Annotated in this window: 12 protein-coding genes; 8 read left to right on the top strand and 4 right to left on the bottom strand. The window is 71.8% G+C overall.

The genetic code is table 11. The features are described 5' to 3' along the window. Positions 1–34: 34 nt before the first annotated feature. The 3 genes from dxr to ispG are packed head-to-tail and all read left to right on the top strand — an operon-like array spanning position 35 to position 3707. Positions 35–1150 (top strand): 1-deoxy-D-xylulose-5-phosphate reductoisomerase, encoded by a 1116-nt coding sequence (dxr, locus tag K6T13_RS11405; RefSeq protein WP_222894695.1) that lies wholly within the window; start codon positions 35–37, stop codon positions 1148–1150. Then, positions 1147–2514 carry a M50 family metallopeptidase gene (locus K6T13_RS11400; protein WP_222894694.1) on the top strand — a complete coding sequence of 456 codons (1368 nt, stop codon included), beginning with the start codon at positions 1147–1149 and terminating at the stop codon, positions 2512–2514. The genes dxr and K6T13_RS11400 overlap by 4 nt, the downstream gene beginning before the upstream one ends. Before the next feature lie 41 nt (positions 2515–2555). Then, entirely contained in the window at positions 2556–3707 is a 1152-nt protein-coding gene (gene ispG / locus K6T13_RS11395) for a flavodoxin-dependent (E)-4-hydroxy-3-methylbut-2-enyl-diphosphate synthase (RefSeq protein ID WP_222894693.1), read from the top strand. Positions 3708–3745: 38 nt separating this feature from the next. Here the strand turns inward: ispG and K6T13_RS11390 are convergent, their stop codons facing one another. Together K6T13_RS11390 and K6T13_RS11385 are read right to left on the bottom strand one after the other, a co-directional pair. After that, positions 3746–5080: an HNH endonuclease signature motif containing protein gene (locus K6T13_RS11390; RefSeq protein WP_222894692.1), complete on the bottom strand. Its 1335-nt coding sequence runs from the start codon at positions 5078–5080 to the stop codon at positions 3746–3748. A gap of 453 nt (positions 5081–5533) precedes the next feature. Further along, positions 5534–6478, bottom strand: coding sequence for an SDR family oxidoreductase (locus K6T13_RS11385; protein WP_222894691.1), 945 nt, complete (start codon positions 6476–6478; stop codon positions 5534–5536). 77 nt (positions 6479–6555) lie between these two features. Between K6T13_RS11385 and K6T13_RS11380 the strand changes: the two genes are divergently transcribed. The 3 genes from K6T13_RS11380 to K6T13_RS11370 are packed head-to-tail and all read left to right on the top strand — an operon-like array spanning position 6556 to position 9945. Further along, positions 6556–7401: a GNAT family N-acetyltransferase gene (locus K6T13_RS11380; RefSeq protein WP_222894690.1), complete on the top strand. Its 846-nt coding sequence runs from the start codon at positions 6556–6558 to the stop codon at positions 7399–7401. A 50-nt stretch (positions 7402–7451) separates the two neighbouring features. Then, positions 7452–9233, top strand: a complete 1782-nt coding sequence (locus tag K6T13_RS11375; RefSeq protein WP_249423748.1) for a proline--tRNA ligase — start codon at positions 7452–7454, stop codon at positions 9231–9233. Then, the gene (locus K6T13_RS11370; RefSeq protein WP_222894689.1) at positions 9226–9945 is read left to right on the top strand and encodes an HAD family hydrolase; all 720 of its coding nucleotides are present in this window, start codon (positions 9226–9228) and stop codon (positions 9943–9945) included. Before K6T13_RS11375 ends, K6T13_RS11370 begins: the two co-directional genes overlap by 8 nt. Before the next feature lie 140 nt (positions 9946–10085). Here K6T13_RS11370 and K6T13_RS11365 read toward each other — a convergent pair whose 3' ends face one another. Beyond that, positions 10086–10526 (bottom strand): ferritin-like domain-containing protein, encoded by a 441-nt coding sequence (locus tag K6T13_RS11365; RefSeq protein ID WP_222894688.1) that lies wholly within the window; start codon positions 10524–10526, stop codon positions 10086–10088. After that, entirely contained in the window at positions 10523–11047 is a 525-nt protein-coding gene (locus K6T13_RS17460) for a hypothetical protein (RefSeq protein WP_249423747.1), read from the bottom strand. The genes K6T13_RS11365 and K6T13_RS17460 overlap by 4 nt, the downstream gene beginning before the upstream one ends. A gap of 86 nt (positions 11048–11133) precedes the next feature. On the opposite strand from K6T13_RS17460, the gene rimP reads away from it, so the two are divergent. Then, on the top strand, positions 11134–11619 hold the full coding sequence (gene rimP / locus K6T13_RS17455) for a ribosome maturation factor RimP (RefSeq protein WP_283247921.1): 486 nt from the start codon (positions 11134–11136) through the stop codon (positions 11617–11619). A 1-nt stretch (position 11620) separates the two neighbouring features. Beyond that, the gene (gene nusA / locus K6T13_RS11355; RefSeq protein WP_222894687.1) at positions 11621–12598 is read left to right on the top strand and encodes a transcription termination factor NusA; all 978 of its coding nucleotides are present in this window, start codon (positions 11621–11623) and stop codon (positions 12596–12598) included. Positions 12599–12604: the final 6 nt, after the last annotated feature.

Genomic DNA, 12604 nt, shown 5'->3' with positions numbered 1-12604 from the left:
GGTGGTCCCGGTGGGGGCTTGGGAGGATGGGCACGTGCAGCGACGTGACGTGGTGGTGCTCGGGTCGACCGGCTCGATCGGGACCCAGGCCCTCGACCTCGTGCGAGCCAACCCGGACCGGTTCCGGGTCGTCGGGTTGACCGCCGGCGGGTCGAACCCGTCGCTCCTCGAGCAGCAGGTGGCCGAGTTCGCGCCGGCGTACTCCGGTGTCGGCGAGGACGCCAGCGTGGAGGCGGCCGGGATGGCCGCCGACGTCGTCCTCAACGGCATCACGGGTGCCGTCGGGCTGCGGCCGACGCTGGCCGCGCTCGAGGCGGGGACGACGCTGGCGCTCGCCAACAAGGAGAGCCTGATCATCGGGGGCCCGCTGGTGAAGGAGCGCGCCGCGCCGGGGCAGATCGTCCCCGTCGACAGCGAGCACAGCGCGATCGCCCAGAGCCTGCGCGCCGGCAGCCGGCACGAGGTACGCCGGCTGGTGCTCACGGCGAGCGGGGGACCGTTCCGCGGCCGTTCCCGGGAGCAGCTGGCAGACGTGACCCCGGAGCAGGCCCTGGCGCACCCGAACTTCGCGATGGGACGGGTGATCACCACCAACTCGGCCACGCTGGTCAACAAGGGGCTCGAGGTGATCGAGGCCCACCTGCTCTTCGACGTCCCCCTCACGGCGATCGACGTCGTGGTCCACCCGCAGCAGCTGATCCACTCGATGGTCGAGTTCGTCGACGGCGCCGTGGTCGCCCAGCTGGGCGTCCCGACGATGCTGGTCCCGATCGCGCTCGGGCTCGGCTGGCCCCACCGGGTGCCCGACGCGGAGACGCCGATCGACTGGACCCGCGCCGCCGACTGGCGGTTCGAGCCACTGGACCACGACGCCTTCCCGGCGGTGGCGCTCGCCCACCGGGCCGGCGAGCGCGGCAGCACGGCCCCGGCGGTCTACAACGCCGCCAACGAGGTCTGCGTCGACGCCTTCCACGAGGGGCGTCTCGCCTTCGTCGACATCGTGCCGACGATCGCAGCCGTTCTGGCCGACCACGACGTACCCTCGGAGGTGGAGCTCACCGTCCGCGACGTGCTCGATGCTGACGCCTGGGCCCGCACCGCCGCCACAGCCCGCATCCACGGAACCGAAGGACCAGAGGCCACCGCATGACCGCGCTCTACTACACCCTCGGCGTGGTGATCTTCGTGGTCGCCATCCTGGTGTCGATCGGGCTGCACGAGTTCGGGCACCTCATCCCCGCGAAGAAGTTCGGCGGCAAGGTCACCCAGTGGTTCGTGGGCTTCGGACCGACGGTGTGGAGCAAGCAGGTCGGTGAGACCGAGTACGGCATCAAGGCGATCCCCCTGGGCGGGTTCGTCAAGATCGTCGGCATGCTCCCCCCGGGGGCGGAGGAGCTCGACGAGGACCGCCGCAACCCCGTCTACGACGCCGACGGCAACCGCGTGGTCCGGCTGCGCAAGTCCAACACCGGCCTGTTCACCCAGCTGATCTCGGACGCGCGGGCCGCGGAGTGGGAGCACATCAAGCCCGGGGACGAGGACCGGCTCTTCTACAAGATGCCGTGGTGGAAGAAGGTCATCGTGATGGCCGGCGGGCCGTCGGTGAACATCGCGATCGCGTTCCTCATCTTCGTGCCGGTCTTCGCCCTCTACGGCAACCCGGGCGACCTCCAGGTCAAGCCCGTGGTCCAGGAGGTCGCCCCGTGTCTCGTGCCCGCGGCCGAGGACGGGCGCGCCTGCACACCGGAGGAGCTGCGCGAGAACCCCACGCCGGCGCGGACGGCGGGCCTGCGGGAGGGTGACCGGTTCGTCTCCTTCAACGGGACGCCGATCACGAGCTGGGAGACCCTGCAGGAGGTCATCCGCGCCAACGACGACGGCGAGGCCGTGATGGTCGTCGACCGGGCCGGCGAGCTGGTGACGCTGCGGACCAACACGACCGTCGAGATGCGACCGACCAGCCTGACCGACGACACGCTCGTCCAGGTCGGCTTCCTGGGTGTGGTGCCGGAGTCGGAGCTCGGCACCGGCGGGCCGATCTACACCCTCGACCAGATGGGCGAGATGACCGTCGCGACGGTGCAGGCGCTCGGGACGCTGCCGGTCAAGGTCTGGGGAGTCGCCCGCGCCATCGTCGGGCTCGAGGAGCGCGACCCCAACGGGCCGGTGAGCATCGTCGGCGGGGGCAGGCTGGCCGGCGAGACGGTCTCGCACGAGGGCTTCCCCGCCCTGGAGAAGACGATCTTCCTGCTGATGCTGATCGCGGGCTTCAACTTCTTCATCGGCATGTTCAACTTCGTGCCGCTGCTGCCTCTCGACGGTGGCCACATCGCCGGTGCGCTGTTCGAGGCCGTACGCCGGGGAGTGGCGCGGCTGACCGGCCGACCCGACCCGGGCTACGTCGACGTCGCCAAGCTGCTCCCGGTCGCCTACGTGATGGCGTCGGTGTTGCTGGTGCTGGGTGTCGTGCTGATCATCGGCGACCTCGTCGTACCTCTCAGCCTGCAGTCCTGACGATTCCGGGCGTGCCGGGGCCGGTCAGTAACCTTGCGCCCATGACCGAGATCAACCTGGGCATGCCCGAGGCACCCCCGCCGGTGCTGGCGCCGCGTCGTCAGACGCGCCAGATCAAGGTCGGGGCGGTGGGTGTGGGCAGCGACCACCCCATCTCGGTGCAGTCGATGACCACGACGCTGACGGCCGACATCAACTCCACCCTCCAGCAGATCGCGGAGCTGACCGCCTCCGGGTGCGACATCGTCCGGGTCGCGTGCCCGAGTGCCGACGACGCGGAGGCGCTGCCGGCGATCGCGCAGAAGAGCCAGATCCCGGTCATCGCCGACATCCACTTCCAGCCGCGCTACGTCTTCCAGGCGATCGAGGCCGGCTGCGCGGCCGTGCGCGTCAACCCCGGCAACATCAAGAAGTTCGACGACCAGGTCAAGGAGATCGCGCAGGCGGCCTCCGACCACGGCACGTCGATCCGGATCGGGGTCAACGCCGGCTCGCTCGACAAGCGGCTGCTGGAGAAGTACGGCAAGGCCACCCCGGAGGCGCTGGTGGAGTCGGCGGTGTGGGAGGCGAGCCTGTTCGAGGAGCACGGCTTCCGCGACTTCAAGATCTCGGTGAAGCACAACGACCCCGTCGTGATGGTGCGCGCCTACGAGCTGCTGGCCGAGGCCGGCGACTGGCCGCTCCACCTCGGCGTGACGGAGGCCGGGCCGGCGTTCCAGGGGACGATCAAGTCGAGCGTCGCCTTCGGTGCCCTGCTCAGCAAGGGGATCGGCGACACCATCCGGGTGTCGCTGTCGGCGCCGCCGGTCGAGGAGGTCAAGGTCGGGCTGCAGATCCTGGAGTCGCTCAACCTGCGGCCCCGCCGCCTCGAGATCGTCTCCTGCCCGAGCTGCGGCCGGGCCCAGGTCGACGTCTACAAGCTGGCCGACGAGGTGACCGCCGGGCTCGACGGGCTCGAGGTGCCGCTGCGCGTCGCCGTGATGGGGTGCGTCGTCAATGGGCCCGGCGAGGCCCGCGAAGCCGATCTCGGCGTGGCCTCCGGCAACGGCAAGGGTCAGATCTTCGTCAAGGGCGAGGTCATCAAGACCGTGCCCGAGAGCAAGATCGTGGAGACCCTCATCGAAGAGGCGATGCGGATCGCCGAGGACATGGACGTCGTCGAGGGCAGCCAGGCCAACGTGTCGGTGTCGTAGAGCCCGGCGCACACCGCTGCCCCTGACCGGGCGTCCGGTCAGGGTGCGGAGCGGCTGGTTCGTCGCTTGCGGACAGGTCGCGGACGAGCTTGCGTCGCCGGCACCGTCAGGACGAGCCCGCTGGGCAGGGTCCACCGGTAGGAGCCGTCGGGACGGCGTACGTAATGGTGGCCGCCGTGTGTCTTGGCGCGGTGGTGGGCCCGGCAGAGTGGAGCAAGGTTCCCTGGTCGGGTCTGGCCGGGCGAGCCGCCGTCGTCCAGAGGGACGTAGGGCTCGATGTGGTCGAGGTCGCAGGCCGCGGCGTCGCGTCGACAGCCGGGGTGGACGCACCAGGGGTCGCGCGCGACCACGAGGTCGCGCATCCACGTGGGTGGGTCGTGGCGGTCGACGGCGTCGCTTCGGCTCAGGTCGAGGACCGGCTTGATGGTCACCGTCGAGTCGGCCAGCCACTTCGTGATCCGGTCGACCAGGACTGGACCGAGCCGGTCGACCCGCGCGACGCCGGTCTCGGCGGGATCGAGGTCGTCGGGGGCGACGTGGAGCACGACCGTCGCGCTGCTCGCCAGCCCGGGGGCGGGTGGAAGCTGCTCGGTGCCGCCGGTGAGGAGGTCGAGGGTGGCCTGCGGATTCGCGAGCAGCCCGGCAGCACGCGCGCGGCGGATCTCCAGGTCGTCGGGATCACCGAGCGCCGCGAGGGCCTCCGCTCCGCGGCCGATGGTGTGGTCGAGGGCGAGCGCGTCGGAGGTGTCGAGCCGCAGCCAGAGGTCCGTGACGAGCGGGTGCCCGGTCGGCCGGAGTCGTGCATGACGGTCGGCGAGCGCGGCGCCCTCCTGCTCCTGCGCCAGGTCGGGGTCGTGGTAGAGCCGGGCCTCGTCGACCAGCCGGTCGACGCGCGTGGGGTTGAGCCGGCGCCACTGCCAGGCCAGCAACCGGTCGGCGTACGCCGCGGCTTCCATCGACAGGTCGCGGGCCTGCTGGGCCGCGCGCCGCGCGAGCCAGACCGGGACCTCGTGGTCGACGACGAGCCGCCACAGTCGCGGCATCCGGTGGGACAGGTCGAGGGCGTCGGCCATCAGCAGCATGGCCGACTCGTAGGTCCAGCCGAGTGCGGCGGCGAGCTCCATCGGGGCGAACTCGGCGACCTCTGGCGTCCCGGCAGCCGTGCAGGACATCACGCCCTCGCCGTGCAGGTCCCGTTCACCGTGACCCGCTGCCGGGACGTCCTCGGTCGCCGGGTGGGCCAGACCCCAGTCGGCGGCGGCGATCAGCAGCGCGACGTCGGCCGCCGCCCGGGACCGGAGCGCGGCGCTCGCGGCAGCCAGCACCGACCGGTCGGCGACGACCGGGGTCTCGGTGACGGCGAGGCTGGACATACCCCTACCCAAGCAGCGACCACTGACAACGCAGACTGCTCAAGGCCCCTCATCCACAGCAGATCCCGGGCATCGTGACCCCGACGTGACGTCAGCCCCAGATGCCTGCGCGAACACCGATTTTCGCCGCGTTCGCGCTGCGGTCATGCGCGGTGGGCTTCAGCCGCAGCCTGGACCCTCGCGAGGTACGCCGCCCAGCGAACTGTGTCCCCGTAGTCCTCCGCATCCGGCGGACCCAGGCCGGCGACGAGCTCGCGGCAGATGTCCGCGTGCCCGCGTGCCGAGCCGTCTCCGAGGCCATGCGGCGAGCACACAACCAGCGGCGTGGCCCGCCGCTCCTTCGGCCAGTGCGGCACCGAGCCTAGGGAGGCCAGATCGAGCGCTGCGATGGTCTGGTCTCCGTGTCCGCACGCCTGGTCGTGGAGATCGTGACCGGAGCGGCGTCGCGCCGAGCTAGCGGTAGCCCGACACGTCCACCTGCCCGTGCTCGTCGCCGAAGCCGTGGTCGGCGATCAGTCGCCAGCAGTCGGGCTGCGACCCGTCGATGTCGGTGACGTCGTACTCGACGGCCAGGTCGTGGGAGGTGAGGCTCCGCCCGGCGAAGCGCGCGTGACCGGGATCGCCGGCCAGCGCCGCGACGCCGCGCCCGACGTACGTCGGAGACTCGCTGATCGCGAAGCCGGGCACCCGCTCGAGGGCGTCCTCCCAGTTCGCCTCGGTCACGCCGAAGTTCTCGAGCATCGCCTCCGACCGGATCCAGCCGGGCGTGACGGCCAGGGGTGTGACGGGGTGGTCGGCCAGCTCGTGGGTCAGGCCGACGACGATCCGCTGCACGTTCGCCTTGACCAGGTCGTAGTAGAACCCGACGCCCTGCCGGAACTCGGCGTTCGCCTCGAAGGTGCCGTCGGTCATCTCGATCACCAGCCCGGGAAGCTCGGCAGTGGCTGTGCGCAGCATCAACGGCAGCGCGTGGTGGGCGGTGACCAGGTGGGTGCGCACCCCCATGCCCAGCATCCGCCAACCGCCCTCGAGGTCGTGCTCCCACAACGGCTTGTCCCACTGTGCGTAGCGGTCGCCCCCGAAGATGTCGTTGACCAGCACGTCGAGCCGCCCGTGCTCGGCCTCGACGCGGGCGACGAGGGCGGCCACGGCTGACGAGTCCTCGTGGTCCACGACCAGCGCGGTCCCCGTCCCGACCTGCGCGACCAGCTCTCCGGTCTCCTCGATCGTCTCCGGTCGACCGATCTCCGAGCGGCCGGAGGTACGGCTGGAGCGGCCGGTCGCATAGACGTGGAAGCCGGCCCGCGCGAGCTCGACCGCGATCGCCCGGCCGCAACCGCGGGTCGCGCCCGCGACCAGGGCGACCCTCGTCGGACCCCGAGTGTCCGATGTCGTCATGACCCCAGCAGATCACGCGCGGCCCGCCGTGTACACGACCGTTCTTGCCGGGCCCGCGGGAGGACTACTGTCGGTCCGTGCTCACGACCCGCCACGGCGTCCGCGTCCTGGGGCCGTCCGACCTGGACGACTTCCAGCGGCTCGCTGCGGCCGACCCGGTGGTCAACGTCTTCGCGGCCCACCGCGCCCGCACCACCAACCTCGAGCCGCGCTGGCTGGGCGGCGAGATGTGGGGGAGGTACGACGACGGCGAGCTGCGTGCGGCCTGCCACGTGGGCGCCAACCTGGTGCCGGTGCAGGCGGGCCCCGACGACGCGCGCGTCTTCGCCGAGCGGGCTCTGACCCGGGGGAGGACGGTGTCCACGATCGTCGGGCCGCAGGAGGCGGTGCGGGCGTTCTGGGAGGAGGTCTCCGACTCCTGGGGCACGCCCCGGGAGCTGCGGTGGGACCAGCCCCACCTGGAGACGCGCGCCGCGCCGCTGGTCGAGCCCGACCCCGGCGTACGCCGGACGACGATGGACGACGCCGCGGTGCTCTACCCCGCGTGCGTGGCCATGTACACCGAGGAGGTCGGCATCTCGCCCGAGGCGGGAGGCGGCGGCGACCTCTACCGCACCCGGGTGCACCAGCTGATCGCGCGGGGGTGGTCCTTCGCCCGCATCGACGACGGCGAGGTCGTCTTCAAGGCCGAGGTGGCCTGCGCGTCACCGGCCGCGGCCCAGGTGCAGGGTGTCTGGGTGACGCCGGAGCGGCGGGGGACCGGCCTGGGCGCCGCCGGGATGGCGGCGGTCGTGCGCCAGGTCCGCGAGGACATCGCTCCCGTGGTGTCGCTCTACGTCAACGACTTCAACCACGCGGCCCGCCGCGTCTACGAGCGCGTGGGGTTCGTGCGGACCGCCACCTTCGCGACGGTGATGTTCTGACCGGTCAACTGGTTGGTGGCTGGCGCCGGCCGCCAAGTAGCCTTCCCGCCATGGCTCGAGCCCAGATCCTCCGCATGTCCAGCCTCTTCGTGCGCACCCTGCGCGACGACCCGGCCGACGCCGAGGTGCCGAGCCACCGGCTGCTGGTGCGGGCGGGTTACATCCGCCGCGCGGCACCCGGCATCTACTCGTGGCTGCCGCTCGGACTCCGCGTGCTGCGCAACATCGAGGGGATCATCCGCGAGGAGATGGACGCGATGGGCGCGCAGGAGCTGCTCTTCCCCGCGCTGCTGCCCAAGGAGCCTTACGACGCCACCGGTCGCTGGACCGACTACGGCGACAACATCTTCCGGCTGCAGGACCGCAAGGAGGCCGACTACCTGCTCGGCCCCACCCACGAGGAGATGTTCACGCTCGTCGTGAAGGACCTCTACTCGTCCTACAAGGACCTGCCGCTCTCGATCTACCAGATCCAGACCAAGTACCGCGACGAGCAGCGGCCCCGGGCGGGGCTGCTCCGCGGCCGCGAGTTCGTGATGAAGGACTCCTACTCCTTCGACGTCGACGACGCCGGTCTCGAGGCCAGCTACCAGCGGCACCGCGACGCCTACATCAGGATCTTCGACCGGCTCGGCTTCGAGTACGTCATCGTGAAGGCGACCTCGGGGGCGATGGGCGGCTCGGCGTCCGAGGAGTTCCTGGCCAAGGCCGACGTCGGCGAGGACACCTACGTCCGCTGCAGTCGCTGCGACTACGCCGCCAACGTGGAGGCAGTCGAGGTGCGCGCGCCCGAACCGGTGCCGTACGCCGACGTCCCGGCCGCGCACGCCGAGGACACCCCGGACACGCCGACCATCGAGACGCTGGTCGACCACCTCAACGACCGGTTCCCCCGCGACGACCGGCCGTGGGCGGCCGCCGACACCCTCAAGAACGTCATGGTCGTGCTGGTCCACCCCGACGGCACCCGCGAGCCGCTCGCCATCGGCGTCCCGGGCGACCGTGACGTCGACCTGAAGCGGCTCGGGGGACAGCTCGAGCCGATCGAGGTCGAGGCCATGGACGAGACCGACCTCAAGCAGCACCCGAGCCTGGTCAAGGGCTACATCGGGCCCGCCGCGCTCGGCGCCGAGAGCGAGTCGGGCATCCGCTACCTCGTCGACCCGCGCGTGGTCGAGGGCACCCGCTGGGTCACCGGTGCCAACGTCGAGGGCTCCCACGTGGTCGACCTCGTGGCCGGCCGCGACTTCACGCCCGACGGCACCATCGAGGCCGCCGAGGTGAGGGAGGGCGACCCCTGCCCGCGCTGCGACGGCGGCACGCTCGAGGCGGCGCGCGGCATCGAGATGGGCCACATCTTCCAGCTGGGCCGCAAGTACGCCGAGGCCCTGGGTCTGCAGGTGCTCGACGAGAACGGCAAGCTGGTGACCGTCACCATGGGCTCCTACGGCATCGGGCCGTCGCGGGCGGTCGCCGCCATCGCCGAGAACACCCTCGACGAGATCGGCCTGTGCTGGCCGCGGGAGGTCGCCCCCGCCGACGTCCACGTGGTGGCCGCCGGCAAGGACGGCGAGGTGTTCGACACCGCGGCCCGGATCGCCGAGGAGCTGGCCGAGCGCGGGGTGACGGTGCTCTACGACGACCGCACCGGCAAGGTCAGCCCCGGCGTGAAGTTCAAGGACGCCGAGCTGATCGGCGTCCCGACGATCCTCACCGTGGGGCGCGGCCTGGCCGACGGCTCCGTCGAGCTGCGCGACCGGGCCTCGGGTGAGCGGCAGGAGGTCCCGGTGGCCGAGGCCGTCGACCGGGTCGTGGACGTCGTCCGTGGCTGAGGACGGGCTCGACGCCGTCATCTTCGACTGGGGCGGCACGCTGACCCGCTGGCACGACGTCGACTTCCACGCCGAGTCGCTGGCGCTCGCCCAGGCCGTGGCCCGGACACCGTCGCCGGACGACGACCACCACGCGTGGGCCTCACGTCTGCACGCGGCGGGTGCCGCGATCTGGGGTCGCAGCCGCGACCACCAGCAGAGCTCGACCATCGCCGACCTCTTCGAGGAAGCCGGTCTCGAGCACGACCCGGAGCTGCTCGCGGCGTACTACGAGTTCTGGGAGCCGCACACCGACACCGATCCCGACGTCCGCCCCGTCTGGGAGGAGCTGCGCGACCTCGGGCTCCGGGTCGGCGTCCTCTCCAACACGATCTGGCCCCGGGAGTGGCACCGGGGCTTCTTCGAGCGCGACGGCGTCCTCGACCTCGTCGACGGCGACGTCTACACGAGCGAGATCCCGTGGACGAAGCCGTCTGCCCGGGCGTTCCGGGCGGCCATGGAGGCCGTGGGCGCGACGGACCCTGCGCGGTGCGTCTACGTCGGCGACCGTCTCTTCGACGACGTCTGGGGTGCCGCCAACGCCGGGATGCGCACGGTCCACGTGCCGCACAGCCGGATCCCGGCCGAGCAGGTCGGCCACACGGAGGGGGAGCCGGACGCGGTCGTGGCCTCGCTGCGGGACCTCGTCGACGTGGTGCGCGGCTGGCTCTGAGCAGGGCGCGGGTTGCAGGTTTCTGCAATGCGAAAAGGTGAGGATGGCGCCCGCTCGTGTCGCGGACCGGTTGTGTTGCAGGATTTCGCAAGACGCCTCGCTCTGGTCCCCCAACTCCCGCGAGGCGGCTCGGCGCCGGACTACCGGCGAGCGGTCCGTGCACCGGCCATACCGGGGAAGATCTCGGGACTTCCCCGGTAGGCCAGGGCACGGACCGCTGTCTGTGTCAGCGCGGTGATCGCGAAGCGCCGCTCCTCGCCGCTGGTCTGCCCCACCAGCCAGGCGTACGTCGCCTGGGCCCGGCGTTCCACCTCGAGCGCGGCCCCCGTGACCGAGGCCGGTGACCCCAGGCCGTCGGGGAGGTCGTACGCCGCCTCGGCCGCCACCGGCGTACCGCCGAGACCGCGCACGAGCGCGTCGAGCTCGTCACGACGGTCGCGGTGCTCGTCGTGGCTCGTGGTCAGCTCGGCGTGGAGGGCCGGGGTCTCGGAGACCGAGGTGCGGGCCCCGAGTGCGCCGATGACGTGGAGCGCGGCGTGCTCCGCGGCCAGCGCCCGCTGCAGGCCGTCGAGGGGGCTCACCGGCCACCTCCGGTGGCAGCGAGCAGCTGGGCGATGCCGGCCGACATGCTGGCCAGGAGCGCGGCGAGCGGGCCGCTCTCGGCCGCGAGCGCGGCGTCGGCCAGGGTCCGCTGCAGCCTGGCCTCCTCGCGCCGCACACGTCGGCGGACCTGGGCCACGGAGCCGACCGCCGTGGCCTGCTGCTCCCCGGCGTCCTCGCCGGCGTCCTCGCCGGGCACCGCGTCGAGGTGGAGCCGGTGGAGGCGCCGCCAGTCGCCGAGCTCTGCGCGCAGTGCGGGACGCCCGGCGCCGGCGGTCACGAGTGCGAGGGCGGCTGCGATGTCGGCACGGACCGACTCGACGAGGGCCTCGTCGGGGTCCTCGGGTGCGGCCGCCTCGGAGCCCGGTGTGCCGGTCGGCGCGACGGCCGTCGGGGTGCCCGTGGGAGGGGTCTCGCGCGCCTGCAGGTCGCAGCCGGCGACCGCCAGCCCAAACACGACGCCGGTCAGCGCGGCGCGGCGGGAGAGCTCGGGCGGCGACACGCGCCAGACCCTATCCCCGCGCCTCGGCGCGGCCCGGGGCAGCCGCTATCGTGGTGTGCTCCAACTGCACAAGGAGGTCGTCAACCGTGAGCACCGCAAGGCACGACGCCACCCGCGAGCGGATCGAGACGGAGCTGACCGACCCCCTCCGTGCGCTCGGGCTCGACGTCGAGGCCGTGGAGATCACCCCCGCCGGCAAGCGCCGGATCCTGCGTGTGGCTGTCGACAAGGACGGTGGCGTGACGCTGGACGACGTCGCCGACGCGACACGTGAGGTCTCCCGGGTGCTCGACGACTCCGACGTCATGGGGGAGCAGCCCTACACCCTCGAGGTCACCTCGCGCGGTGTGGACCGTCCGCTGACCCACCCCCGTCACTGGCGCCGCAACCTGCAGCGCCTGGTGCGGGTGACGCTGGGCGACGGCGAGGTCGTCACCGGTCGGATCGTCGAGGCAGGCGAGACCGCCGCCGAGCTCGAGGTCAGTGGCAAGCGGCGCGAGGTCCCCTTCGCAGAGGTCACCAAGGCCCTCGTGCAGGTGGAGTTCAACCGCCCCGGGGCGAAGGAGGCCTGAGATGGACATCGACCTGAACATCCTGCGGATGCTCGAGCGCGAGAAGGAGATCTCCTTCGACGTGCTCGTCGAGGCCATCGAGCAAGCGCTGCTCACGGCCTACCACAAGACCCCGGGGGCGGTGGAGGAGGCGCGTGTCGAGCTCGACCGCAAGAGCGGTCACGTGACCGTCTACGCCGCCGAGCTCGACGACGAGGGCGAGAAGGTGGGGGAGTACGACGACACCCCCGACGGCTTCGGTCGGATCGCCGCCACGACGGCGAAGCAGATCATGCTGCAGCGGCTCCGGGACGCCGAGGACGACATCAAGTTCGGTGAGTTCTCCGGCAAGGAGGGCGACATCGTCTCCGGCATCATCCAGCAGGGCCGCAACCCCGCCGACGTGATGGTCGACCTCGGCAAGATCGAGGCGCTGCTGCCGACGGGCGAGCGGGTGCCGGGGGAGACCTACGACCACGGGACCCGGATCAAGTGCCTGGTGGTCTCGGTGCGCAAGGGGATGCGCGGGCCACAGATCACGCTGTCGCGCACGCACCCCAACCTGGTCAGGAAGCTCTTCGCGCTCGAGGTGCCCGAGATCGCGGACGGATCGGTCGAGATCGCCGCCATCGCCCGCGAGGCGGGCCACCGCACCAAGATCGCGGTTCGGTCGACCGTGTCGGGCGTCAACGCCAAGGGCGCCTGCATCGGCCCGATGGGCCAGCGGGTCCGCAACGTGATGTCAGAGCTGCACGGCGAGAAGATCGACATCGTCGACTGGTCCGACGAGCCCGCCCGGCTGGTCGCCAACGCGCTGTCGCCGGCACGGGTGACCTCCGTCGAGGTGGTGTCGGAGGCCGAACGTTCCGCCCGGGTGGTCGTGCCCGACTTCCAGCTCTCGCTGGCCATCGGCAAGGAGGGGCAGAACGCCCGCCTGGCCGCCCGCCTCACCGGCTGGCGGATCGACATCCGCTCTGACGAAGTCGGCAGCGACGCCTGAGGAACG

Origin of the sequence: Nocardioides coralli, assembly GCF_019880385.1 — a bacterium.
GTDB classification, from domain to species: Bacteria; Actinomycetota; Actinomycetes; order Propionibacteriales; family Nocardioidaceae; genus Nocardioides; species Nocardioides coralli.
This window is presented reverse-complemented; position numbering and strand designations above follow the sequence as displayed.

Bases quoted from the DNA above. Each gene is read 5' to 3' on its own strand.
- K6T13_RS11400 (WP_222894694.1), top strand. From the start codon at position 1,147: ATGACCGCGCTCTACTACACCCTCGGCGTGGTGATCTTCGTGGTCGCC.
- ispG (WP_222894693.1), top strand. From the start codon at position 2,556: ATGACCGAGATCAACCTGGGCATGCCCGAGGCACCCCCGCCGGTGCTG.
- K6T13_RS11390 (WP_222894692.1), bottom strand. From the start codon at position 5,080: ATGTCCAGCCTCGCCGTCACCGAGACCCCGGTCGTCGCCGACCGGTCG.
- K6T13_RS11385 (WP_222894691.1), bottom strand. From the start codon at position 6,478: ATGACGACATCGGACACTCGGGGTCCGACGAGGGTCGCCCTGGTCGCG.
- K6T13_RS11375 (WP_249423748.1), top strand. From the start codon at position 7,452: ATGGCTCGAGCCCAGATCCTCCGCATGTCCAGCCTCTTCGTGCGCACC.
- nusA (WP_222894687.1), top strand. From the start codon at position 11,621: ATGGACATCGACCTGAACATCCTGCGGATGCTCGAGCGCGAGAAGGAG.